This is a genomic window from Mesobacillus sp. LC4, assembly GCF_053543455.1.
The window spans coordinates 809,115-834,167 of record NZ_JBGCUB010000002.1 but is presented as its reverse complement, the minus strand read 5'-3'; the positions used below and the strand labels follow the sequence as shown (position 1 = coordinate 834,167).

Below are 25,053 nucleotides of genomic sequence, written 5' to 3'. Positions count from 1 at the left end.
TTATCGAGAAAAGCTTCGACTAACGTAATAACCAATCAACTGGAGGAAGTTTCCCTGCTTTTACCGGGGCATCACTGAGATGATAAAAATGGCTTAGGAACCGCTCATGATCACTGCTCTGAGTCAGGTACTTCCGCAGGCGGTCCTCGAGCTGCCGCTTCGTTTGCTCTGATTGGGTGATATAATAATTTTCAACTGTCTCATAGTAATGGAGCGGGAACAGCAATCTGGCGTAAAGCAGCCGCCATGAAAAAGGCGAAAGCATCGTCAATGATTGGTATTCTGCCAGGAAGTGCTTGATTTCCGGCTGGCTCGTCTGGATGTTGGCAAAATAACGATCTCTGACCCATTCAGCAAGATCCCGGCTTGCATGGTCAAAAACCCATTCAAAAGGATTTTTCACAAAATAGGTTCCTCTCCACACATTATTGGTGAAACGCTCATAGCAAACAGTGCCATGATCAATCCTTGTCGGCTTGTCATCGATCTCTGTATCAGCAAGATACTGAATGGCATTTTCAGATAATCCCATGTAATAGGGAAAAGATTCCATAAACATCTTCTCAAAATCGTTCTCCGGTTCAGTGTAAAGTTTTCCGCTCCATACCTTCTCCATCTGGTCAAGCCGCTTTTCCCACAGCTGCTTCCATTGTCCCACCCTGTTCAAGCTTTCAACCTTGAAAGGGATTTGCCGGCCTCTTGCATGAAACTTAGCCAGCTTCCTGCCTGTTTTCATTTTTTCTGGCATCGGGACTGCTCTGTTTACGAGCACGCAATATTTCCTGCCCTCCCAATCACAAATTTGCTTTCCTTGTTTGTCAGCGAGCAGCATCGAGACATTCTGGTCCCCCGCTTTTTGCATATGGTCAGCAATCCTTGCCAGCTCACTTATTTCTTGCTCTTTTGAACCATTAGCGTCAATAATCAAATAAAGCCCTTCATTATGCTTATATCCATGATATCTTCCAAGAGATACTTCTGAATCTGCAGAAATCCCATATACTTCTTTTAACATCTTTTGAAACATCATCGCACCTCATTTCCAAGCCGCTCTTTTACAAATATATGTCTTGCTTTAAAAAACTTGTGTAAACAATGCAATGAATAAGAGGCTCTATTCTGGAAATGATTTAAAGGTATGAATTCTTTCACTAAAACGGATTAAGCGGAATATTTTAGGTTAAATAGGATAATGAGTATGAGTATGCTGCAATCAAAAATAGAAAGGTGATGCAGATGTTAGAAAAAAAACGTGCCATCCATATGACAGAGGAAACAGCCCGAAAATGGCTCCATGAACGAGGAGTAGAAATAGAAGATATCGCCAATCTCGTCTTTTTCCTGCAGGAAAAATACCACCCGAACCTGCAGATGGAGGAATGTATCGAAAATGTAGAACGAGTCCTTTCCAAGCGTGAAGTGCAGAATGCGATTCTGACAGGAATCCAGCTGGATATCCTTGCAGAACAAAAGAAGCTTGGCGAACCGCTGCAATCAATAATTGAAACGGACGAAAGTTTGTACGGCGTGGATGAAATCCTCGCATTTTCAATCGTGAATATATATGGATCGATTGGCTTTACCAATTATGGATACATCGATAAAGCAAAACCTGGAATACTGGATAGGCTTAATGATAAAGAAGCGTCGGGCAAATGCCATACCTTCCTGGATGATATTGTCGGAGCAGTTGCGGCTGCAGCCTCAAGCCGACTTGCCCACCGAGCGGCAAATGTAGAGGACTAATATAAACTTTAGTAAAAAAAAAGGGACTTGATGCCTGCCACGGCTCAAGTCCCTTTTTTTTTTTACACTTCCCAATCGTCCAGCGAATCTACTGTGTAGGTTGGCATTTCTTGATAGCCTTTGAGAAGTTCCTTCGTCGTAACTCCTGTGTGGACGAGGAGTGTGTCCATCCCTGCCCTCATGCCGGCGAGGATGTCGGTATCATAATAATCACCGACCATAAGGGTTTCCTCTTTCTTTGTACCTAGAACTTTTAATGCCTGCTCCATGATGACCGATTCCGGCTTCCCGATAAAAATCGGATCTGTCTGTGTCGATACAGCGATAACCGACGTCAGTGACCCGTTCCCCGGAAGCAAACCTCGTTCAGTCGGGATGGCAATATCGCCATTTGTCGAAATGAAGGTTGCTCCGTTCCTTACTGCAAGACAGCCAACTGCCAGTTTTTCATATGTAATGCCGCGGTCGATCCCTGAAACAACGAAATCAGCGTCTTCCCCTGCAAATTTCAGTCCCTTTTCCTGAATCGCTGTCTGGATGCCCTCTTCACCAATCACATAGACAGTCGCATCCTGTTTTTGTTCATAAATATAGTTGGCTGTAGCCTGGCTTGTCGTAAAAACCTGCTCCTCCGTCGTAGGGATATCAAAGCTGCGGAGCTTTTCCGCCACCTGTGCCGGTGTCCGCGATGAATTATTCGTAACGAATAGATAAGGTATTTCAGCCTCAATCAGCCTTTTTATAAAATCAGAAGCGGCTTCGATGCGCTCTGAACCGCGATACATTGTACCATCTAAATCAATTAAATAACCTTTATACTTTTTCATGGTGATCACTCCTAAATATTATCGTACCCATCAAAAAACGAATAATCCTATTTTATATAAGTGTAAAGGTGAGTGCAAAGGACAAAGCTCACTGTTCACCAGTCAAAGGACATATAAACAGAAAAGAGACCGCCATGATAACGGTCTCTTCTGTCCTATTTACTTTTTAAAAGCGGAAACCGGTCCTAGTTCATTGGTAAGGTACTCCCTCACTTTTACCGAAAAAAGCTTGAGATGAGGAAGCTCGGCCTTGAAGGTTTCAATCAGGCCGGCATGGTCCACTGCTGTGTACTGCTGGACAAGCATCTTTCGGAACAGGACGATTTTTTTCAATCCTGCGCTCATTTCTTTAGTTACGACTTTTTCATCATCCAAAATGTCAATGATGTCTTCATAGCTTCCTGGGTCACGCATGATGAAGCCATCGATCATCGCGTTGCCCACATCAAGTACGGCTTCAACCATTGTATGCGCCGCACGCTCGAGGGCCGATTTTTCCATTGGCGATTCCCATGGTCCATTGCTTTCAAAAAAGTCAATTTGCCTGTTCAAAAACTGCAATGTTTCTTCGATTTGATCCCTGTCGACAAAGTACATTCAATATCACCTCATAAAGATGCTAGACGGTTTTCAACAATCCCGGACGGGCATAAAAATACCCCTGCGCCAATTCTACCTTATTCCGTGAGAGGACCGATGCTTCATGCTCATTTTCGATTCCTTCCGCAATGACCGTCGACCCCGCTTCTTTGGCGACAAGCAACAGCCCTTTCAGCATGGACTCCTTCACAGAATTCTTATCAATGTTCTCGATGACGGAACGGTCGATCTTGATGACATCCGGCATGATTTCACTGATGGTATTCAGGCTGGCATAGCCTGCTCCAGTATCATCAACCGCTATTTTGATTCCCATTCCTCTTAACACCTTTATATTATAGATAAAATTCTCGATTCCCTCAATCGAGTCCCTCTCGGTGATTTCCAAAGTGATCTGATTTGGCTTGATGCTGCCGTAAGCTTGCATCAAGTTCTTCAGATCCCGGACGAATCGAGAATTGCCGAGGGTAATCGGCGTGAAATTGATGAAAATATCATCAAGGCAGCCAGTCGATGTAACTTGATCAAACGTTTTTCTTAACACAATCATTTCCAGGTCATAGAGCATATTAGTCTGCCGGGCAACGGAAAAAAGCTGCAATGGACTCTCAAGCTCCGTTCCCTCAGGACCTCTTGTCAGCATCTCCCAGGCACGGATTTCCTTTGTATTGACGTCTATGATCGGCTGCGCTAAAAGCTTGATATTTTGCTGAGCAATAATCCGCTTCATTTCATAAACCATTTCATTGAATTCGGTTTGGATTCGTTTCTCGGCCATCGCAAAGGCCTGCTGATGTGCCTTTAAGACAGCACCATGCACGGAACCAACCGATTTATCGATAAAAATGAACCCTGTATCAAAGATAGGCTGGACTGTAGGATACTCATGAAAAATCCTGCTTTCCGCTTCCCTGAGGATCTTCTTCATTTTCGCATCAATTTCAGAAATACAGTACCTGTTATGGTCGATCTTCATAAACAGGCTCAGGCTGTCGCTATAGTAATCATGCAGGACAATCATGTCCTCTTTGTCGATTTCTTTTTCGATCACCGCTTTGAAATGTCGTTTCAAAGCCTTATGGAACTTCCAGTTATCCTCACCAAGCTGTGAAGCAAGATCATGGTGATTCTTAATCGTATAGGCAATCACAGCAACTTCAAATCCACTAGTAAAAGCCTTTTTCACCCCTGATACGACAGGATCCCTCAAAATGAACTGCGGAGGGTAATAACAAATTGATGAATGCGGCAACATTATTTTCCCCCAACCAAGCAGGTTGTCTAATATGCTAGTAACACGGCGGGCCATAGGTTTCAATCCTCTCAGAAGATGGCTAGAACTTTTTCTTAATTGTACCATATTTAGCTAAAATAGACCTTTTTTCCTAGATAGTTATTTCGAAATATTTTTACTTCTTTTTTATGGTGGAAATGCGGATAAAGGTATGTAGTTGGATTGGGACGATTAGTAAAGACGGTGGTGGTGATTCTGATTTTGACAGCTTTTCGTCTTTTCATGCCAAACCTGTCTTAAGTTTGGCTTTCTTTTGACAGCTTTTTCTCTTCTCGCGCCAAACCTGTCTTAAGTTGGGCTTTCTTTTGACACCTTTTTCTCTTCTCGCGCCAAACCTGTCTTAAGTTGAGCTTTCTTTTGACACCTTTTCTTCTTTTCATACTAAACGTGTCTTAAGTCGGGTTTTCTTTTGACAGCTTTTCCTCTTTTCACGGCAAACCTGTCTTAAGTTGGGCTTTCTTTTGACAGCTTTTTCTCTTTTCACGCCAAACCTGTCTTAAGTTTGGTTTTCTTCTGACAGCTTTTCCTCTTTTCACGCTAAACCTGTCTTAAGTTGGGCTTTCTTTTGACAGCTTTTCCTCTTTTCACCGCAAACCTGTCTTAAGTTGCACTTTCTTTTGACAGCTTATCCTCTTTTCACGGCAAATCTGTCTTAAGTTGAGCTTTCTTTTGACACCTTTTCCTCTTCTCGCGCCAAACCTGTCTTAAGTTGAGCTTTCTTTTGACAGCTTTTCTTGTTTTCACACTAAACGTGTCTTAAGTCGGGTTTTCTTTTGACAGCTTTTCCTCTTTTCACGGCAAACCTGTCTTAAGTTGGGCTTTCTTTTGACACCTTTTCCTCTTCTCGCGGCAAATCTGTCTTAAGTCGGGCTTTCTTTTGACACCTTTTCCTCTTCTCGCACCAAACCTGTCTTAAGTTCGACTTTCTTTTGACACCTTTTCCTCTTCTCTCGCCAAACCTGTCTTAAGTTTGGCTTTCTTTTGACAGCTTTTCCTCTTCTCGCGGCAAACCTGTCTTAAGTTTGGCTTTCTTTTGACAGCTTTTTCTTTTCTCGCGCCAAACCTGTCTTAAGTTTGGCTTTCTTTTGACAGCTTTTCCTCTTCTCACACTAAACCTGTCTTAAGTCGTGCTTTCTTTTGACAGCTTTTTCTCTTCTCGCGCCAAACCTGTCTTAAGTTTGGCTTTCTTTTGACAGCTTTTCCTCTTCTCGCGCCAAACCTGTCTTAAGTTAGGCTTACTTCTGACAGCTTTTCCTCATTACCTGCCGTATCTGTTCGAACTCTTGAACTTGCCCTGAAATATGACAAAAATCCCCCTGAAAAATTCAGAAATGATTGTTTTTCTGGTAAGATTGATGGTGAGTGAGAATGCTGTCGAAAATGGAGGAGAAACATTTGGAACGCGAATTGGCACTTGAAATCGTCAGAGTGACGGAGGCTGCGGCGCTGGCATCTGCTCAGTGGATGGGCCGCGGCAAGAAGAATGAAGCGGATGATGCGGCGACTACGGCAATGCGCAAGATGTTCGATTCAGTCAATATGGATGGAATTGTTGTCATTGGTGAAGGGGAACTGGATGAGGCTCCGATGCTTTATATAGGAGAACGACTTGGCACAAAAATGGGCCCAAAAGTCGATATCGCGGTGGACCCGCTGGAAGGGACAAATATCGTCGCCAAAGGGCACAATAATGCCATGGCCGTCATTGCTGTCGCGGATAAAGGTACCCTTCTTCATGCACCAGACATGTACATGCAAAAGATTGCTGTCGGAAAAAGTGCTGCTGGGAAAATCAGTCTAGATGATCCTATCGAGAAGACGATTGAAATCGTAGCCAAAGCCAACAATAAGCGAATTCAGGATTTAACTGTCATCATCCAAGAGCGTGAACGCCATGATGATTTGATTGAACGAGTTAGGCAAAAAGGAGCACGAGTGAAGCTTTTCGGCGATGGCGATGTAGGTGCGTCGATTGCGACTGCCCTTCCTCATACAGGAGTCGATCTTTTTGTGGGAACAGGCGGTGCGCCGGAAGGAGTCATTTCTGCTGCTGCCCTAAAGGCACTTGGCGGAGATATGCAGGCGAGACTAGTCCCCCATACAATTGAGGAAGAAGAGCGATGCATTGCCATGGGGCTAAAAGATCCAAGACAATTGCTGATGTTAGATGACCTTGTTTCCGGAGACGATGCGATTTTTGCCGCGACTGGCGTTTCAAGCGGTGAATTGCTCGACGGAGTGCGCTTCCTCGGCGGAGACCTTGTTGAAACACATTCCATTGTTATGCGTTCAAAGACCAAGACCGTCCGTTACATCACAGCCCATCATCACCTAGAACACAAGCCACACTTAGTGATGGTTTAAAGAAAATACATACTTTTTACAGCACTTAGGAGGATGAAGATGAACGAAGAATTTTTTTTATACGATGATGTTGAAGAAACAAAAACTCGCTATGTAAGCTTTGTAGGTGAGAACCAGCGCTTTGACCTGGCCATCATGCAAACTGGCCGGTATTATGGCAAAAGCATTGTGATGGATATCCAAGGAAGCCGATTTGCGATTCTTGGCCAGGATGACCTCGATGAAGAAGGTTATCTTGAGTATGCCTATAATCTTTCTGAAGAAGATGCAGAGGAACTTCGCTCATTTCTGCGGCCGATCCTTTAAATCTGGAACGAACTGTTTGTTTGATTTGTCTTTTCAAAGAAATACTAAAAGGACAACAAGCAAAAGAAGGTGAGTTTCATGAGCAAGGAAGACCGTGAAAAGTACTCTGATTTTTCGAATGTAGAAAAGCAGCGCAACTATGTTACGGCTGAAGACTATCCGGAGGGTCCATATGGATCACCTTTCCGGAAAGATGAACCGGTAGAAGGCAAAAGTACACCATGGCGTGAGGGACAGCGCTCCTACAGCAATTTCAACTATGAGTTTAAGTCCCTACATCAGGGAACACCAAGGAAAGAAGCGGGTGCCCACCCAACCCATGATGATCCGGATGAAAGTGAGCAGCCGCCGTATAGCGATCTATAAAAGACAAGAAATGCTCCAATCATGATGATTGGAGCATTTTCTAGATTCTGTCTTATTTATCCTGAGCTTGCTTCGCTACCTTCTTGGCGACAAAATAGGCACAGCCAAAATTGCAATACTCATATAAGTACTCGCTGACGGTACTAATTTTCGTATCGAAAGTTGACTTCTGGTTTTGATCATCGAAAAAACCTCTTAGCCTTAGCTGTCCGTAACCCCAGTCGCCAACAATATAGTCATACTTCGTTAAAATTTCGCTATATCTCGCACGAAAGGCTTCTTCGTTAAAGCCGTCTCGTCCTTCATCCACGATCTCGTAGCAAAGGTTATTGATGCAAATCATAGGTCCACCTCTTTTTCGGTAACAGTTTCAGCTTCCTTAAAGCAAGCCAAATCGCTCGCACTTTTCTTAATTATAACTTATTCCCCATCAATTACTAAGCAAAAAAAATAAATTCGAAGCCATTCTAATGATTAGGGGGTGTTTTAATTGAAAAAAGCATTATTGGCTCTTGGTATTTGCGGAACTGTAGCGATGACCGGATGTGGAGCCGGTGACGATCAAGCTTCACCAAACGGGCGTGATGGCGGGGCTGGCATTTACCAGCGGAGCGGCAACACACTGAATGTAAATGATGAGCGCCCAGATTTGTATAACGAAGATGGACGCAAAGGAATGAAAGACAGAAGCGAGGACTTCGGCTATGTGCGCCACCAAAAAACAGGCGTAATGGGTGCAGATGAAATGGAAAGTGCCTATCAGGCAATCGACCGCGAGCAAATCGCCGACATGATCAGCAAATTCAGCTTGATGGCACAGAATGTGGATGATGTGTCGACACTTGTGACGGATGAAGAAGTTCTGATTGTATATGCAACAGATTCTCAAAATCGCAATGAAACTGCCGATCAAGTGAAACGGATGGCGATGTCTGTTGTTCCACGCTGGTTCCACGTGTACGTATCGGATGACACTAGCCTGCGCAACGAAGTCGAGAACTTTGCTTCACTCGATACCGATAGCCGTGATGTCGATGATTTGATTGATGGTGTTATTAAACAAATGCTTAAATCTCCTCAGGGTCGTCCCATGAGCACTGGGGAAAACGCAAATGGAGAAGCCACAGGCGAACTGAACGAAGAAACAGATAAAGACGATCTATCTACACAAATGAATCAAGGAAAATAATGAAAAGAGTTCAGCATGATGGATGCTGAACTCTTTTTTATGATTATCAAAAAGCTGCCCTTTTGTACAAATAATTGTGTCTAGCTCCAGCGCCTAACCCCTCGAGTCGCTTGTCTAGCTGCGGCTCCTAACTCCTCGAGACGTTTCGGTCCTGCCAATGAAGTCAAAGAACGACTTCACTGTCAGGCCCTCCAACGCTTGTCGGAGTTGGGCAGTCGCCTCCGCTTTTCCATTATGCCTGCTGGGCTTCCTGTTCTGCTAGCTCTTGTCGATGTTTAGCGGCAGAGTTGACCTGCTCGTCGGCATGGTAGGATGAACGAACAAGAGGACCTGCTTCGCAATGGCTGAAGCCTTTCTTGAGCGCAATCTCCCTTAGCTCTGCAAATTCATCAGGATGGTAGTATTTTTGGACATCAAGATGCTTCTTGGATGGCTGCAAGTATTGACCAAGCGTAAGGATGTCCACATTGTTAGCACGCAAGTCATCCATCGCCTCAATCAATTCTTCCTTCGTCTCGCCTAAGCCAACCATGATGCTGGATTTCGTCGGAATATCCGGCTGCATTTCTTTTGCACGGCGCAAGAACTCCAGTGAACGCTCGTACGTTGCACGTGCACGGATTCTAGGCGTCAAGCGCTTTACGGTTTCGATGTTATGATTCAGGATATCTGGGCGTGCATCCATAAGTGTTTTCAGGTTCTCCTCAACTCCGCCCATGTCGGAAGGCAATACTTCTATTGAAGTAAACGGATTTTTCTTACGGATTGCTCTTACCGTCTCGGCAAAAATTGCTGCTCCCCCGTCTTTCAAGTCATCACGGGCGACAGCAGTCACGACGGCATGTTTCAGGTTCATAAGCTCTACTGAATCCGCCACTCTTTCTGGCTCCTGCCGATCAAGCTCAGTTGGAAGTCCTGTTTTTACAGCACAAAAGCGGCATGCACGTGTACATACATCCCCAAGGATCATGAAGGTAGCAGTTCGTCTTACTGCCCAGCACTCATGAATGTTCGGGCATCTGGCTTCTTCACATACAGTATGTAGGTTTTTCTCCCGCATCATCTTTTTTAAGCCAGTATAGTTTTCGTTCGTGTTTAACTTTATCTTCAGCCATTCAGGCTTTCTCTGTACCTCTTTTTTGCTCATTATTTTCACTCCATTCCTGCTGCATTACATCAAGAACACCATGTAAAAATCAAGGCCGGTATACAGCTTCTCTGATGTCACTTTAACACAATGGAAAACTCTCGACAAGTACGATAACCATGCGTTCCTTGTGATTACCATTATTTGATATTTATGAAAAATCCCCATCATCGCAAACTAACAGAAGAAAAGCGGAGGCAGTGTTTTTTGCTGAAGCTGGAATTTATAGGAGCTACATCCTGAAGGGAGGATTATGGTGAAAATCCTTAAAGCAGTTATCGTTCTTTTTTTACTTTCCCCTGTCCTGATAAGTGATCATGCATACGCAGCTGAGCAGGGCCAGGAGGATGTTTACAAAAAAAGAATGGAACTCTATACCAAAGTAGAAGCGGTCAGCCAGATTCCCTGGTACTATATTGCTGCAGTGGACCAATATGAGCGGAATGTCCGCCAGGCAAGAAGGGATTTACCCAAGGCCGAAGGAATTTCAGGTGTTTATTTTAAGCCAGAAGAATGGGCTGGTCTCCTGAATCCTAATCTTGAAGATGATAATCCCGTTTCCATACAGTTCTTCAACGGAATTGGTTTCGATGGGAATGGTGATGGAAGAGCAAGTCTAAAGGATGACGAAGATGTTCTCCAGGCTTTCGCCCAGTACTTGCTTTCATATGGGACAGATCATGATAACTTGAAAATTGGACTTTGGAATTACTATAAGCGGGATAAAACCGTTGCGATCATCATTGGAAAAGCGATGATTTACAAGCATTTCGGCCGCTTAAATCTCGATTCGCATGTCTTTCCTATGCCACTTAGAAGCAACCACAGCTATAACAATACATGGGGTGACGCCCGCGGCTGGGGCGGCAGACGGATCCATGAAGGAACAGATATTTTTGCCAACTATGGAGTGCCTGTTCGCGCGACAGGATACGGCATTGTGGAAATGAAGGGCTGGAACAAGTATGGCGGTTGGCGTGTCGGCATCCGTGATATCAATAATACCTACCATTATTATGCCCACCTGAGCGGCTTCGCGAAGGACCTGAAAGTCGGACAAGTCGTCGAACCAGGCACGGTCATTGGCGGTGTTGGCAGCTCCGGGTACGGACCTCCGGGGACAAGCGGAAAATTCCCTCCCCATCTTCATTATGGCATGTACAAAGATAATGGCTATACCGAATGGTCTTTTGACCCCTATCCTCACTTAAAATTATGGGCAAGACAGGAAAGAGCCAATCTGAAGAAAAAATAAGCATTCAAAAAGGCCAACCATTTCGGTTGGCCTTTCCATTTTATGAACGGGCTTTCTTTACAGCATACAACACACTTGCTGCAAGTCCTCCCCAAATAATGACCATACCAGTGACCATCATTGCTACTGCGCTAGCATCCATTATTTAGCAACCCCCTTGTCTTGTGGAACTTCATATAGAGCTGCATCCCACTTCTTAGCTTTTGCGAAAATAAATCCGATTAAGATCGCTCCGATTGCGACAAACCATCCGTAATAAACATTGAACATAACCGGATATCCACCATAGCTCGTTTTAATATCTGTCATGATATTCATGACCATCATGATTCCCAGTACTACTGGAGTGATATATTTCAAAGAAATCACCCACCAGCTTCCAAGTCGGATATCCGAGATGGCATCAGCATGGTTTTGCAAGTTAGTCAGTTCCTTGGCTACCCATACGATGAAGACTACTTCTACCAGACCTGCCAGAGCGACACCATAGTTATTGATGAACGCATCTGCTGTATCGAGGAAATTCAAGCCGCCCTGTGTAGCGAACAGGATAGAGATCAAGGCAGACAAACCGCCGCCGATTGCAACAGCCTTTGTACGGGAAACATTGAATTTGTCCTGTACGCCGGCAACATAAGTCTCAACAATTGAGATCAATGAAGAGAGTCCAGCCAGTGTCAAGCTCACGAAGAACAATACTCCGAACGCGGCACTGAACGCCGGCAACTCATTGATGATTTGCGGGAATACCGCGAATGCCAGGATTACACCTTTGCTTACTACTTGGTCAATTGGCTGTCCCTGCTGCATGGCCATGAAGCCCAATGCTGCGAATACCCCGATTCCAGCCAGCAATTCAAAAGAAGAGTTGGCGAAAGCGGTAATGAATGCGTTATTTGTAATATCAGACTTCTTAGGAAGATAACTTGAGTACGTAATCATGATTGCAAATGCAATGGATAACGAGAAGAAAATCTGTCCATATGCTGCAACCCATACTTTACCATTCAGTATCTGACTCCAATCTGGCTTGAAGAATGCATTGACGCCATCAATGGCTCCATCCAGGGTTAATGCGCGAACAACGATTACAAAGAATAAAATAACAAGTGCAGGAATAAAAATCTTGTTCGCAACTTCGATCCCTTTCTTGACTCCCTTGAACAGGATACCAAGAGTGATGACCCAAACAATGACCAATGGAAGGAATACACCAGGTACGATACTTCCAACCTGGCCAGCGTCAACTACCTTTAAATAGTCACCAACAAGGAAGGTCAGCGGATCGTCTCCCCATTGCTTGCTTAATGAGAAATAAGCGTAAGACATTGCCCATGCGATGATGACTGCATAATAAGTCGAGATGACAAAAGAGACGGCGAGCTGCCACCAGCCAATCCACTCAGCACCTTTACGCATTTTGAAGTAACTTAATGGTGCAGAACCACGGTACTTATGGCCAATTGTGAATTCCAAAATCAAAATCGGAATACCTGCTGTCAAGAGTGCGAATAAGTATGGGAAGAAGAATGCTCCCCCGCCATTCTCATAAGCTACTCCCGGGAAACGCCAAATATTTCCCAACCCGACTGCCGATCCTACCGCGGCAAGAATAAATCCCGCCCTTGTTCCCCACTGTGGACGATTTTCCATTTTTAATCCCCCTCGCCTTCTAATCACCTGGAAAATATTGATGAATTAGAAAGTTTTATATTTTCAGATTATTTAGTCTAGGAATAGTATAGCTAGTTTTTAATTGCTTGTCAAAATATTATTTTCCTCATAATAAAAATATTCCTAAAAAATTTTTCCCAACTATACCAACTACCCTATTAATCAAGATTCTATTCCCACTTTCTTGAAAATATGAAAAAGACTGTCTGAGAATCAGACAGCCTTAAACATTATTCTGCAAGATTTTCTTTTAACATTTCTTCCTGGGTTGTCTTGCTTCCGAAGATGAAAGCAAAAGCAATAAGCAGGATTGCTACAGCCGCAAGTGCAGCCACCGTGCTTCCAGTGAAGCCAATGACCAGGAATCCGACAGATGCTATCGCTGCCGAAATCAAAGCGTATGGCAGCTGGGTCATGACATGATCTAAGTGATGTGAGCCAGCACCAGTTGATGATAGGATCGTTGTATCGGAAATTGGTGAGCAGTGGTCACCAAATACCGCGCCCGCCAATACAGCGGCCAATGCTGGGAGCATGATCGTGATATCAGCTGCAGCAGCGATATCCCCTGCAATTGGCAGCAGGATGCCGAATGATCCCCATGAAGTACCTGTTGAGAAAGCCATGATTCCAGCTACAAGGAATAGCAGGAACGGCAGGAACGAGATATTGATATTAGAGCTTTCGACAATCCCTGCAAGATATTTACCAGTTTCTAGTCTGCCAATCAAATCAACAATCACCCATGCAAAGACCAGGATATAGATCGCAGGAAGCATGGATTTAATACCTTCAACAATTCCTTTTCCAAAAACATTGGCATTGATGCCCTTTAATACGACAGCTTGTCTTACGAACAGAACCAGCGCTACAGCAAGGCCTAGCAAACCTCCGGTGACAAGCGACTTCGTTACATCAGTGTTTTCAAAAATCCCGAATATGGTCACTTCACCTTCAACAGCGCTAGCGCCTGTCCAAAGCATCATGCCAACTGTTCCAGCAACAAGGGCAATAATCGGCCATACTAGGTCTCCTACTGTCCCTTTCGAGCTTGTAGGCAGGTCATCCTTCAGTTCTCCCGGTACAGGCTTGTCCTGAGGAACGACAATTCCTTCTGTGATTGCACGTTCTTCATGCATTTTCATCGGTCCGATTTCGATATTGCGAAGAGCTACGATAAAGACCATTGCTAATGCTGCAAGTGCGTAAAAATTCATAGGTACGATTTGCATGAATCCAGAGAATGCACTATATTCATTAACACCATGTGCAGCAAGGATTGTACCGATCAAAGCAATGATGTATGCACCCCAGCTGGAAATCGGAGAAATCACACACATTGGTGCTGAAGTTGAATCAATAATATAAGCAAGCTTCGCCCGAGAAACCTTCTGTCGGTCTGTGATCGGACGAGTGACTTGGCCAACCGCCAAAGCATTAAAATAGTCATCAATGAAGATAATAATTCCTAGAAATGCACCGACAAGCTGTGCTCCAACCCTCGTTTTCACACGCTTCATTGCCCATTCGCCAAATGCTCGGCTTCCGCCAGAAATGGAAATGAACGCAGTGATTGTTCCCAATAATAATAAGAATAAGATAATGTACAAACTATATGTGTTCAGTTCTCCATCTGCGACAACGATTCCTTTTGCCGCGTCCCACATAATAGCAAATGTTTCTCCGATATTGAATTCAGCTAGCAAAAAAGCCGCTGCGATGATGCCTGTCCCCAATGATAATAGTACTCGTCTTGTGATGACTACCATCAGGATTGCCACTAATGGCGGCAACAATGAAAAAATTGTGTTTTCCATTCTTTCTTTCTCCTCCTTGTTTTTGACAGGGGGAAACTTTTACATGAAAAGAGTTTAGTTGCTTTCTTTTAAAAAAATACAAAAAAGGGCAACGATAGAGAACATTCTATCGCTGCCCTTAATAAGCAACTAGTGTCTCCATCACGATCTGTAGCTCCCCATTATGGATATACCTCCATAATGACAGTGATACTCTTGTTCAAAGTATCCCCAGCAATAAAAAATGTGACTCACTTTGTTATTGCTTCGGCAAGATTCCCTTTTAGCTGTGATCAACGTTGTCATCCTCACACAGCTTACTCTTGAATCCTGCGCCTCTACCCCATCGGAATGATGTGGTTTATTATTCAATTGGTTTTATAATATAACAATATCGCTAACTTGACAACTGTTTTTATTCTCCAGGAAGCTGGATGGCTGGTGATGTATCTCCTCCACCATTGTAAAACTGCGGAACTTTTCCTGGGTAGTAGAAACTGCCAATCGGAATGTTTTCCTGGACAGTAGCGATTTCGGTCGCAAAAGGAATGATAATCTGAACATTTACTTTTACTCTAACCGATACATTGATCAATGTATTGTTGATCCCATGTTCTTCAGTATCCCAGACAACATCCGCTGTCACATCACCGATTGCATTGAATTTTACTGGAACTCTCGGGCCCATATTACCTAATAGTGCATTATTGGTTGCCTGGCCCAATGGAACATAATAGATGATTCCTGCTTCCCTGTCTTCTTCATCGGTGACAAGCTCGACATCTGATAGCATCTCTAGCGAGGTGAGATTCCCTCTTTCTGCTTCCTTAAGGTTCATTTGCACAATATTAGTTGTTTCTGCCTTTACCCTGTTGATGATTTCTGTATTGAACTTCACTACAGTGGTCGTTCCGCCATCTACAGGGACGAATTCTATCACCTTATCAATATCCATCCCGCTGGCGATTTTTTTATTGATGGCCTTATTGATCACCAGGGTGGCAATCTTCCTTGTCTGGGATTCTGCATATTTCATCAATGTGGGCTCTAGCCCTTTATCTATGATCCAGAGTCCTGCTGCTGTTGAAAAGGAAAAAAAGACGAATGTCAGCAGGAATACATACCTGAAAGGCAAGGGCCCTTTCCGAGGCAGCCGCCGGCCGAATTTTGCCAAAATAAATCCCCCCTCTAAAGCTATATGTATGCTTTAAAGGGGGGAACTAGCCTAAAAACTATAATTAACTTTGTATGACTACATGGACTCTATAAATTAATAACTATTGGCAGCATACTCATATTTAATGATCGTATCGCAGCTGACAATCATCAGCGATAAGCTGGACTTCAGGTCGAGGTGATACGGCTCCACTCTTAGCCCGTTTTCCTCAAGGATACGGACAACAGGCCGCTCACTCAAGCCAGGATTCTGCTCGGCCACTACTCCCTTCCGGCCATCACTCAGGATGACAGTCAGACCGACCGGATAGATTGCCACAGCCCTGCGGAAAGCATCGACCACTTTTGGATCAAAAAGACTCCCTGCGCCTGAATATAGGATTTCCAGGCCTTCATGCGGCAGCATGGCCGGCCGGTATACTCTATTAGAGGTGACGGCATCAAACACATCCGCTACACCAAGTATTTTTCCGAACAGGTGGATTTCCTCTTCCTTCAATCCGCGCGGGTACCCTCCGCCATTCAACCGTTCATGATGCTGATAAGCACAGTGAGCGACAATCAGCGGGACAGTTGGAATATTCCTTAGCATCTGGAATCCGTCCTCGGCATGGGCCTTGATGATCTGGAATTCTTCCGCAGTCAACTTGCCTGGCTTCGACAAAATTTCCTCAGGCACGTTCATTTTGCCAACATCATGTAAAATCGCACCCAGCCCAAGCTGCTCAAGCTCCTTTGGCGTAAGTTTCATTTCAATCCCGATTGCCAAAGCATACAATGTAACGTTCAGGGAATGGGAAAAAATATAATGGTCATGCAGGAATACATCGGACAGCAAGTTCAGCAGTTCTTTGCTCCTTTGCAGCTCATCAAGCAAATCACTGATCAGCTTCTTGAAGGTCCTCGCTGATTTTTCAAGTACAAAGGTCTGCGAAACCTTTGTATCCAGTTGGATTTGCTTGAACGTATCTCCGATTGTCATGATCGCATTGACGCGTAATTCATCTGATATGGAATTTTTCACGATGATATCATCTGTGTCAGGGTCTTTGATATAAATATAGTCAATACCAAACTCTTCTAGACGTCTAAGGATCTTTCCCTCAAGACGCGCGCCCACGTTCAAAAGAACTTGGCCCTTGTCATTATAAATGGCTTTTCCGAGTAAAGCCCCTTCCTCTACCGAAGTGGTGGCTACGAGTCTCATTATAATTCCCACTTTATCTGTTAGTTGAGGTGGCTGAGTCAATGCCACAAAATAAGAAAATTTTACATAAAACGACAATATTTTCTTTATATTCTATCACAATAATTATAGCTGTGGTGACACCTTTTCATTTTTTGAGTTGGGAAAAAAGCAGTTCAGTTATTATATCGGATGCCAGCGTTTCTTCTTAACCATTGCCATCATTTATTCACATTTATATAAAAAGACAGCCATTCAGGCTGTCTTTAGTTAATTCATGAGCAGCAATGCTTCTTTGCCAATCATGCCTTTTATGGCGCCAAGGTTCTCCGCTTCATATGTTACGGATTCCAGCGGGGCTTCAAGCAATTCTTCGATTGTTTTTACGCCAACCGCCCTGCCGGCAATCACCTTCCTGCCTTTTAGTTTTTCATTGAGAAGCGCGACATCGAGAGCGCCGCACATAATATAACCCTTGTCTCCTGTAACGACTAACAGGTTTGTTTTCGGCAGTTTTACAGAAATGCATAAAAATGTCCTGCCTTCTATCTCAATAGGTGACATATCGATCATGATTACAACTCCCTCCTTCAATCCCAATAACACTCTATGACAGAGAAGGAGAAAGCGTGATATTTTGCTCAAATATTGATGTGTGATGGCTGATTATTTTTGTTGATGCTATTGTTGAGAGAGGTATGAGATTTCATAAGCGGAGAATTTCCGGCTATTGTATATAGAGGACGCTCATGAAGCAATAATAAGCGGATAAAATCCGTCTAAAGTTAATAGAGTACGGTTTTGAAGCGTAAATAAACGGAGATATTCCGGTTAACTGCAAAAAATAAGACATAAAACTACGATTTGGATAAGATAAGCGGAAAAACGACCCTTATTTTTAAAGAAATAAGGGTCATCTCAAATTTAAGCGGAATTGTTCCGTCTATTTTAAATACAAACAACAATCATTTTTTATACAATCCTAAAGAGACGCAAGCTTCCACTCAAGCAAATTGCGAAGAAACTCGGGCAGCCAATATCTTTTTTCCTCAGCCCGCTGAATTTCCGGGAAAAAGCGGCCAAAGGTGAACATATCAGGGATGGCCAGCGTATAGTGCTCTTTTGCTTCAATCAGCTTGCCATTGATGAGAATCTGCGGATAATTCCCCTTTTGCAGAAACTCAATTCCATCGTACTCCATGACCCCCATGACGGTGCCGCGGAAGCCCAGGCCCTTAATCTGAAGATGTGGCCATTTTTCATCCCTGGTCTGCAGGAGCACTTCTTTTAGCTCTGCTCCTGACAACCTGATTGTACAAGGATTGATCGGATGCGGGCAGATTTCGAGCAGATCGAATTTCGTTACTTTTCCCTGCTTCAGTCCCTTGAGAATCATCCCGGCATTCATGAACGCACAATCGGCTTCGCACCATTCCCGCAATGCCTGAGTGAGCATCTTTGAAAGCTTCGAATGCTGAAGAGGATCTGCCTTTAAATCGGCTGGCAAAACAGCCACTGTTTCTGCCATCAGCTCTTTGCCTTCAACAAAATATCCTTCAGCCATTTCCTGTTCGTCTTGAGCCTGATCCGCCTCATTCATATCATAAAGAATAGCTTTCTTATGTAAAATTTTTTTTGTATCCCCATCAAGCTTCAAGGTCACATGGCCGGTATAATAGCCGAACTTCCCCGCTCCAGCCAGCAAGCTGGATCCAACTTCCTTGCCCTCATGTAAAATATGATGGGTATGGCCGCCAAGAATGACGTCAATCTCAGGGAACATTCCGGCAATCAGTTCATCATCATGGATTCCAAGATGTGAGAGAAGGATAATGAGGTCGGTTTGACCCTTTAATTGAGCGATACAATTTTTCAACTCTTCAATCGGGTCATTCAGCTTCCAGCCCAGCTGTTCATAAAACCGGCCAAAGTTCACTGTGACGCCAATGACACCAATTCTCGTCCCGGTGTTGCTTATGTATACATGATACGGCTTCGCCCAATCCGGTCTGTTTCCATCCTGGTAATAAAGATTCGCTACAAGCATTTTGAACTTTTTTTCAAGATACATTGAATCCAGGTTTTCAAATGGAAGAGTGATGCCTTCATTATTCCCTATTGTCGCTGCATCGTAGCCAGCTTCATTCAAAAGTCGGCAGTTCGCTTTTCCCCTAGTCGCATCAGATAGCGGGTGCCAGCGGTCCATATGATCGCCAATATCGAAAACAAGAACCTCGTCACCCATTTCCTCATGCCAACGCCGGCGCTCGGTCACAAGCTTATGGATGCTTGGCCAGTGCTCCAAATGACTATGCAAATCATTCGTATGGTAAATATGAATAACTTCTTCCATCTAACCATCCATCCTCTTGTTAAAATGAAGTGCCCCCCTGATTGTTGCCAGGAGGGGGAAAAATGTTTAAAACAAATCAAGCTGCCTCGGGTTTAACCCTTCATATTCGATATCCATTAAATCCAGCATTTGTTTCGCATTATCAGCAGCATCCCCGCCGGAATTGTTGTTGAACAAGGCGAAAACTTGGGATGTGCTTTCGTTGAGCTTTTGCAGGTTTTCTGCCCACTCTTTTAATTCTGTCTGGTTATAGCGATACAAATAGCGGACTTCACGCCAATCCTGCCCTTTTCCCTTCTTGTTCCAGCCATGGACATTCCGGCCATGAAAGCGAACAAGCACTTTATCCTTCGATGTAGATTCAAGAACGGTCGGAATCGAGCCTTCCCCTGCCTGCGGCTCATCGCAGATGCTATGGATCCATCTCTCTTTTTTCATAAAATCGAGTGTTTTCTCGCGCATCTCGTCTGCAAACCAGGACTGATTGCGGAACTCGAGCGCACAGTCGATATCCCCCATCTGGTCTCGGCACCAACGCAAATAGTCTACATTCTCTTTACGCAGGTCGAACCACGGCGGAAACTGGAACAGCGTCATTGCGTGTTTATTCGCCTCAAGATAAGGCTTCAGTGATTCTTTGTACGCATTGAACATTTCATTTTTATCGGTAAAAGGAATCTCACCGCGCTGATGCCCGGTCATTCCCTGGTAAGCCTTCACTATGAATTGAAAATTATCAGGTGTATCCCCTACCCATTTCGCGGCATTCTTCACAGGCTGCACAGCGTAAAAAGAGGCATCGACCTCGACTGCCGGAAAGTGGCTGGAGTACTCCTTCAGTTTATCACGCGGAGAAACCTTGCCTTCATATAAACTATCATGGTCCCCCCAGCCCGTTAAGCCAACAATAATCATCTGTGCACCTCCATTTTATCTTCATGATAGCATAATTAAGCGCTGAATAAGAACTAAGACATGTTCTAACCTTATTTCCCGCTTCTAGAGAAGGAAAAACATTGATGGAGTCAGGTGCTTCGCACGTTTTGACCGATGATTTCCGGTTTATTGCTGATAATCACCGCGGAGTCTGGGTTACTTTATTATATTCTCTATGGTTTGATTGATATTCTCTACGAATTTTATATAATCTCTACGAATAGACATTGATTCTCTACGATTTCATTGTTAATCTCTACGAAATGTGCACGAATGTCTACGAATTCCATAATAAGTAAAAAAATCCACCTGCCGAGGCAGGTGGATTCCGTATTTATCTTTATTAACCGATAGAACCTTCCATCTCGAACTTGATCAGGCGGTTCATTTCGACTGCGTATTCCATTGGCAATTCTTTCGTGAATGGCTCGATGAAGCCCATGACGATCATTTCTGTTGCTTCTTCTTCGGAGACTCCGCGGCTCATCAGGTAGAACAATTGCTCTTCTGATACTTTGGAGACCTTCGCTTCGTGCTCAAGAGAAATGTTGTCGTTCAGGATTTCATTGTATGGAATCGTGTCTGAAGTAGACTTGTTATCCATGATCAGCGTATCGCACTCGATGTTAGAACGGGCGCCGTCGGCTTTGCGTCCGAAGTGGACGATACCGCGGTATGTTACTTTTCCGCCTTGCTTTGAAATCGACTTAGATACGATGGTTGATGATGTGTTTGGCGCAAGGTGGATCATTTTCGCACCTGCATCCTGATGCTGGCCTTTACCAGCGATTGCGATGGATAATGTCATACCACGTGCGCCTTCACCCTTAAGGATGACTGCTGGGTATTTCATTGTCAGCTTGGAACCGATGTTGCCATCGATCCATTCCATTGTCGCGTTCGCTTCGCAGACTGCACGCTTTGTAACAAGGTTGAAGACGTTGTTTGCCCAGTTCTGGATTGTTGTATAACGGCAATATGCGTCTTTCTTGATGATGATTTCAACGACCGCACTGTGAAGCGAGTTCGTTGTGTAAACAGGAGCAGTACATCCTTCAACATAGTGTACGTGCGCACCTTCGTCAACGATGATCAGTGTACGCTCGAACTGACCCATGTTTTCAGAGTTGATGCGGAAGTACGCCTGAAGTGGAGTATCCACTTTGATGCCCTTTGGAACATAGATGAAAGATCCGCCAGACCAGACCGCAGAGTTTAACGCTGAAAACTTGTTGTCTGTTGGAGGGATGACTTTTCCGAAATGCTCACGGAAAATATCTTCATTCTCTTTAAGAGCTGAATCTGTGTCCTTGAAGACAATTCCTAGCTCTTCAAGCTCTTCCTTCATGTTGTGGTATACAACCTCTGATTCGTACTGTGCAGAAACACCCGCAAGGTATTTTTGCTCAGCTTCAGGGATTCCAAGCTTATCAAACGTCTGCTTGATTTCATCTGGAACTTCATCCCATGATTTTTCAGAGCGCTCAGAAGGCTTTACATAGTATGTGATTTCATCAAAGTTTAATGAAGCCATGTCGCCGCCCCATTGAGGCATTGGCATGTTGTAGAAGTGCTCCAAAGACTTTAAGCGGAAGTCCAGCATCCACTGGGGCTCTTCCTTCATTTTTGAAATTTCTTCAACGATTTCACGCGTCAGACCGCGCTTAGACCGGAAGATGGAAACGTCTTTATCGGAAAATCCGTATTTATAATCACCGATCTCTGGCATTTTTTTAGCCATCGTCGAATTCCTCCATTCTTAAAGCAGGGAAACAAGGTTTCCCGCTTTGTAGTTGTTCGCTGCAGGCCAATCCCCTGCAGCCCTTTCGGAAAAAATCATCAGGTGATGATTTCTTATTGGCTGTCTTCCTCTTCCTTCAGGCCTTTCTCCATTGCCTTCCATGCAAGAGTAGCACATTTGATCCTGGCCGGGAATTTCGCCACACCTTGCAGTGCTTCGATATCTCCGAGATCAAGATCATCCTCTTCATAATCTTTTCCCTGCATGATGTCAGAAAAAACCGTTGAAAGCTTTAAAGCTTCTTCAATGGGTCTTCCTTTTACCGCCTGCGTCATCATGGAAGCAGACGACATCGAAATCGAGCAGCCTTCCCCTTCGAATTTTGCGTCCGCTACCTTGCCATCTTCGACTTTCATCGTAAGCTGGATGCGGTCGCCGCATGTCGGGTTGTTCATATTGACTGTCAGGCTGCCTTCTTCCAACACACCTTTATTGCGAGGGTTCTTATAGTGATCCATAATAACTTGACGATAAAGGTTATCTAAATTATTAAAAGACATCGCTGAAATACTCCTTTGTTTTGACAAGTCCAGCTACAAGCTTGTCAATATCTTCTTCTGTGTTGTACAGGTAGAAGCTTGCACGTGCTGTCGCGGACGCCTTCAGCCATTTCATTAAAGGCTGTGCACAATGGTGGCCCGCGCGGACGGCGATTCCTTCAGCATCTAATACAGTTGCCACGTCATGTGGGTGTACATCATCAATATTGAATGTTACAAGACCAGCGCGCTTGCCGGCTTCCTTCGGTCCATAAATGGTCATGCCATCGATTTCAGACATTTTATCCATCGCATAGGCCGCTAGAGCGTGTTCATGCTTCTCGATATTGTCGAGTCCGATTTCGTTGAGGAAGTCTATTGCAGCACCCAGACCGATCGCACCAGCGATGATCGGTGTTCCGCCTTCGAATTTCCACGGCAGCTCTTTCCATGTTGACTCCTGAAGACCCACGAAATCAATCATTTCGCCGCCGAACTCAACCGGCTCCATTTTTTCAAGAAGTGCCTTCTTGCCATATAATACGCCGATACCCGTCGGCCCGCACATCTTATGTCCGGAAAAAGCGAGGAAATCGCAATTAAGTTCCTGGACATCGATTTTCATATGCGGTGCACTTTGGGCTCCATCGACCACCATGATCGCACCATTTTGGTGGGCAATCTCGGCAATTTCCTTGATTGGGTTCATGACACCAAGGACGTTTGAAACCTGCATAATGGAGACGATTTTCGTGTTCTCTGTCACGATTTCTCTGACAGTATCAAGCGATATCGTACCATCTTCCTGCAAGTCGATATATTTCAATGTTGCACCCGTCTGTTTTGCCACCTGCTGCCAGGGAATGATATTGCTGTGATGCTCCATATAGGAGATGACGATTTCATCGCCCTCCTTAAGATTATCACGGCCATAGCTTGCAGCTACCGTGTTGATCGCAGTTGTGGTACCACGAGTGAAAATGATTTCTTCAATTGATTTTGCGTTAATGAACTTTCGTACCTTTTCCCTTGATCCTTCGTACCCATCGGTAGCTCTTGTTCCAAGAGTATGGACACCGCGGTGAACGTTAGAATTGTATTCGCGATAATATTTGTCCAGCGCTTCGATCACCTGCACCGGCTTCTGTGATGTTGCCGCACTGTCAAGGTAGACTAGCGGGCTGCCATTGACTTCCTGATTTAAAATCGGAAATAATTCACGAATTTCGCGGGCGTTCATTATTTAACTTTCCTTTCGATTACCTCAACCAATTGCTTTTTAACTCCTTCGATTGGAAGCTCATTTACAACTGGTGCAAGGAATCCGTGGATGACAAGACGCTCTGCCTCATGCTTCGGAATACCGCGGCTCATCAAATAGTACAGCTGAAGCGGGTCAACGCGTCCAACAGAGGCAGCGTGGCCAGCCGTTACATCGTCTTCATCGATCAGAAGGATAGGGTTAGCGTCTCCACGTGCTTTTTCGCTTAGCATAAGAACGCGTGATTCCTGTTCTGCATTCGACTTGGATGCACCGTGCTCGATTTTACCGATACCGTTAAAAATAGAAGTCGCGCTATCCTTGACAACACCGTGCTTCAGGATATAGCCTTCTGAATTTTTGCCGAAGTGGATGATGCTGGTTGTGAAATTCTGAGTCTGTTCTCCGCGTCCGACAACAACTGTCTTAGTGTCGCCGTAAGAACCGTCACCAACAAGATTTGTTGTGTTCTCAGAAATGGTGTTGCCATCGTTCATCATGCCTAGGGCCCACTCAATTCGAGCATCTCTGCCTGCATGGCCGCGACGGTTTACATACGTAGTCAGACCTTCAGCAAGTGTATCAACAGCACCATACTGGATTTTCGCATTTTGGCCAGCAATTGCTTCAGTAACGATGTTTACCAATCCGTTCACTTTGCCAGTTGTTGAGATGTAGTTCTCAACGTATGTTACAGAGCTATTGTCTTCTGCAACGACAAGCACGTGGTTGAAAAGGCTTGCTTCTGCATCATCATGCAGGAAGATTGCCTGGATTGGATTTTCGATTTGAACATTTTTCGGAACATAAAGGAATGCTCCGCCGTTCATGAATGCAGCATGAAGTGCAGTCAAACGGTGTTCATCAGTTTTAACAGCAGTCATGAAATACTTCTTCAAAAGGTCACTGTATTCGCGAGCAGCTGTGAAGATATCTGTAAAAACAACACCCTGCTCCTGCATTTCCTTAGAAAGCTGAAGGTATGCAGGCTTGTTGTTACGCTGAACATACAGGCTGCTATCCTTTGCTTCTTCTCCAACAAGTGCTTTTACTTCTTCAGGAAGCTCGTCGATGGATGAAAATACATCGCTTTTAACGAGCAGCTTCTCGAATTGTGTGAAATTCCATTTATCGATCTTCGTCTTATCCGGTCTTGGCATTGAAAGATCTTCTGCTTTTGCAAGAGATTGCGTGCGAAGCTCTGTAAGCCATTCCGGTTCGTTCATTTCTTTTGAGAAGGAAGTAATGTACTCCTGGTCAAAAGCCCATTTCGTTTCCGTAGTCATTATAAATCCCC

The 25,053-nt window shown here is 44.4% G+C and carries 24 protein-coding genes and 1 riboswitch; of the genes, 6 read left to right on the top strand and 18 right to left on the bottom strand.

Annotated elements, in window-relative coordinates:
- Positions 1 to 19: 19 nt before the first annotated feature.
- On the bottom strand, positions 20 to 1,030 hold the full coding sequence (yutH, locus tag AB5I83_RS10405) for a spore coat putative kinase YutH (RefSeq protein ID WP_448975095.1): 1,011 nt from the start codon (positions 1,028 to 1,030) through the stop codon (positions 20 to 22).
- A gap of 206 nt (positions 1,031 to 1,236) precedes the next feature.
- Between yutH and AB5I83_RS10400 the strand changes: the two genes are divergently transcribed.
- On the top strand, positions 1,237 to 1,746 hold the full coding sequence (locus AB5I83_RS10400) for a phosphatidylglycerophosphatase A family protein (protein WP_167833610.1): 510 nt from the start codon (positions 1,237 to 1,239) through the stop codon (positions 1,744 to 1,746).
- Positions 1,747 to 1,808: 62 nt separating this feature from the next.
- Here the strand turns inward: AB5I83_RS10400 and AB5I83_RS10395 are convergent, their stop codons facing one another.
- The 3 genes from AB5I83_RS10395 to AB5I83_RS10385 form a co-directional block, all read right to left on the bottom strand.
- Positions 1,809 to 2,573 carry a TIGR01457 family HAD-type hydrolase gene (locus tag AB5I83_RS10395; RefSeq protein ID WP_448975093.1) on the bottom strand — a complete coding sequence of 255 codons (765 nt, stop codon included), beginning with the start codon at positions 2,571 to 2,573 and terminating at the stop codon, positions 1,809 to 1,811.
- Between the two features lie 159 nt (positions 2,574 to 2,732).
- On the bottom strand, positions 2,733 to 3,170 hold the full coding sequence (locus AB5I83_RS10390) for a DUF86 domain-containing protein (RefSeq protein WP_226085765.1): 438 nt from the start codon (positions 3,168 to 3,170) through the stop codon (positions 2,733 to 2,735).
- A gap of 22 nt (positions 3,171 to 3,192) precedes the next feature.
- A complete protein-coding gene (locus AB5I83_RS10385; RefSeq protein ID WP_448975090.1) occupies positions 3,193 to 4,428 on the bottom strand; it encodes an EAL domain-containing protein in 1,236 nt (411 codons plus the stop codon).
- A 1,434-nt stretch (positions 4,429 to 5,862) separates the two neighbouring features.
- Here AB5I83_RS10385 and glpX point away from each other — a divergent pair.
- The 3 genes from glpX to AB5I83_RS10370 all read left to right on the top strand — a co-directional run bounded on the left by glpX (position 5,863) and on the right by AB5I83_RS10370 (position 7,503).
- The gene (gene glpX / locus AB5I83_RS10380) at positions 5,863 to 6,831 is read left to right on the top strand and encodes a class II fructose-bisphosphatase (RefSeq protein ID WP_448975088.1); all 969 of its coding nucleotides are present in this window, start codon (positions 5,863 to 5,865) and stop codon (positions 6,829 to 6,831) included.
- 39 nt (positions 6,832 to 6,870) lie between these two features.
- Positions 6,871 to 7,137 (top strand): DUF3055 domain-containing protein, encoded by a 267-nt coding sequence (locus AB5I83_RS10375; RefSeq protein ID WP_167833605.1) that lies wholly within the window; start codon positions 6,871 to 6,873, stop codon positions 7,135 to 7,137.
- Between the two features lie 78 nt (positions 7,138 to 7,215).
- Positions 7,216 to 7,503 (top strand): cytosolic protein, encoded by a 288-nt coding sequence (locus tag AB5I83_RS10370; RefSeq protein ID WP_167833604.1) that lies wholly within the window; start codon positions 7,216 to 7,218, stop codon positions 7,501 to 7,503.
- A 52-nt stretch (positions 7,504 to 7,555) separates the two neighbouring features.
- Here AB5I83_RS10370 and AB5I83_RS10365 read toward each other — a convergent pair whose 3' ends face one another.
- Complete coding sequence (locus tag AB5I83_RS10365; RefSeq protein ID WP_226085768.1) at positions 7,556 to 7,846, bottom strand: YutD family protein; 291 nt, start codon at positions 7,844 to 7,846, stop codon at positions 7,556 to 7,558.
- Positions 7,847 to 7,993: 147 nt separating this feature from the next.
- Between AB5I83_RS10365 and AB5I83_RS10360 the strand changes: the two genes are divergently transcribed.
- Positions 7,994 to 8,692: a YhcN/YlaJ family sporulation lipoprotein gene (locus tag AB5I83_RS10360; protein WP_448975085.1), complete on the top strand. Its 699-nt coding sequence runs from the start codon at positions 7,994 to 7,996 to the stop codon at positions 8,690 to 8,692.
- A 232-nt stretch (positions 8,693 to 8,924) separates the two neighbouring features.
- Here AB5I83_RS10360 and lipA read toward each other — a convergent pair whose 3' ends face one another.
- Positions 8,925 to 9,839, bottom strand: coding sequence for a lipoyl synthase (lipA, locus tag AB5I83_RS10355; RefSeq protein ID WP_448975083.1), 915 nt, complete (start codon positions 9,837 to 9,839; stop codon positions 8,925 to 8,927).
- Positions 9,840 to 10,092: 253 nt separating this feature from the next.
- Between lipA and AB5I83_RS10350 the strand changes: the two genes are divergently transcribed.
- Positions 10,093 to 11,094, top strand: a complete 1,002-nt coding sequence (locus AB5I83_RS10350; protein ID WP_448975081.1) for a M23 family metallopeptidase — start codon at positions 10,093 to 10,095, stop codon at positions 11,092 to 11,094.
- A 40-nt stretch (positions 11,095 to 11,134) separates the two neighbouring features.
- On the opposite strand, the gene AB5I83_RS10345 is transcribed toward AB5I83_RS10350, so the two are convergent.
- The 12 genes from AB5I83_RS10345 to sufD form a co-directional block, all read right to left on the bottom strand.
- Positions 11,135 to 11,236, bottom strand: coding sequence for a methionine/alanine import family NSS transporter small subunit (locus tag AB5I83_RS10345; protein WP_167833600.1), 102 nt, complete (start codon positions 11,234 to 11,236; stop codon positions 11,135 to 11,137).
- The gene (locus AB5I83_RS10340) at positions 11,236 to 12,747 is read right to left on the bottom strand and encodes a sodium-dependent transporter (RefSeq protein ID WP_448975079.1); all 1,512 of its coding nucleotides are present in this window, start codon (positions 12,745 to 12,747) and stop codon (positions 11,236 to 11,238) included. Before AB5I83_RS10340 ends, AB5I83_RS10345 begins: the two co-directional genes overlap by 1 nt.
- Positions 12,748 to 12,998: 251 nt before the next feature.
- Positions 12,999 to 14,585, bottom strand: coding sequence for a Na+/H+ antiporter NhaC family protein (locus AB5I83_RS10335; protein ID WP_448975077.1), 1,587 nt, complete (start codon positions 14,583 to 14,585; stop codon positions 12,999 to 13,001).
- 143 nt (positions 14,586 to 14,728) lie between these two features.
- Positions 14,729 to 14,913: riboswitch (Lysine riboswitch) on the bottom strand.
- A 66-nt stretch (positions 14,914 to 14,979) separates the two neighbouring features.
- Positions 14,980 to 15,738 carry a sporulation protein YunB gene (gene yunB, locus AB5I83_RS10330; protein ID WP_448975075.1) on the bottom strand — a complete coding sequence of 253 codons (759 nt, stop codon included), beginning with the start codon at positions 15,736 to 15,738 and terminating at the stop codon, positions 14,980 to 14,982.
- A gap of 96 nt (positions 15,739 to 15,834) precedes the next feature.
- Positions 15,835 to 16,947, bottom strand: a complete 1,113-nt coding sequence (locus AB5I83_RS10325) for an HD-GYP domain-containing protein (RefSeq protein WP_448975073.1) — start codon at positions 16,945 to 16,947, stop codon at positions 15,835 to 15,837.
- Positions 16,948 to 17,196: 249 nt separating this feature from the next.
- On the bottom strand, positions 17,197 to 17,499 hold the full coding sequence (locus tag AB5I83_RS10320) for a YunC family protein (protein ID WP_102265174.1): 303 nt from the start codon (positions 17,497 to 17,499) through the stop codon (positions 17,197 to 17,199).
- A gap of 409 nt (positions 17,500 to 17,908) precedes the next feature.
- The gene (locus tag AB5I83_RS10315) at positions 17,909 to 19,279 is read right to left on the bottom strand and encodes a bifunctional metallophosphatase/5'-nucleotidase (protein ID WP_448975070.1); all 1,371 of its coding nucleotides are present in this window, start codon (positions 19,277 to 19,279) and stop codon (positions 17,909 to 17,911) included.
- Positions 19,280 to 19,345: 66 nt separating this feature from the next.
- Entirely contained in the window at positions 19,346 to 20,194 is an 849-nt protein-coding gene (locus tag AB5I83_RS10310) for a DUF72 domain-containing protein (protein ID WP_448975068.1), read from the bottom strand.
- Between the two features lie 364 nt (positions 20,195 to 20,558).
- Positions 20,559 to 21,956, bottom strand: coding sequence for a Fe-S cluster assembly protein SufB (gene sufB / locus AB5I83_RS10305; protein ID WP_167833593.1), 1,398 nt, complete (start codon positions 21,954 to 21,956; stop codon positions 20,559 to 20,561).
- Between the two features lie 113 nt (positions 21,957 to 22,069).
- A complete protein-coding gene (gene sufU / locus AB5I83_RS10300) occupies positions 22,070 to 22,516 on the bottom strand; it encodes a Fe-S cluster assembly sulfur transfer protein SufU (RefSeq protein ID WP_192470132.1) in 447 nt (148 codons plus the stop codon).
- Positions 22,506 to 23,735 (bottom strand): cysteine desulfurase, encoded by a 1,230-nt coding sequence (locus tag AB5I83_RS10295; RefSeq protein ID WP_448975066.1) that lies wholly within the window; start codon positions 23,733 to 23,735, stop codon positions 22,506 to 22,508. Before AB5I83_RS10295 ends, sufU begins: the two co-directional genes overlap by 11 nt.
- Positions 23,735 to 25,042: a Fe-S cluster assembly protein SufD gene (gene sufD, locus AB5I83_RS10290; RefSeq protein ID WP_167833590.1), complete on the bottom strand. Its 1,308-nt coding sequence runs from the start codon at positions 25,040 to 25,042 to the stop codon at positions 23,735 to 23,737. The genes AB5I83_RS10295 and sufD overlap by 1 nt, the downstream gene beginning before the upstream one ends.
- Positions 25,043 to 25,053 lie beyond the last annotated feature (11 nt).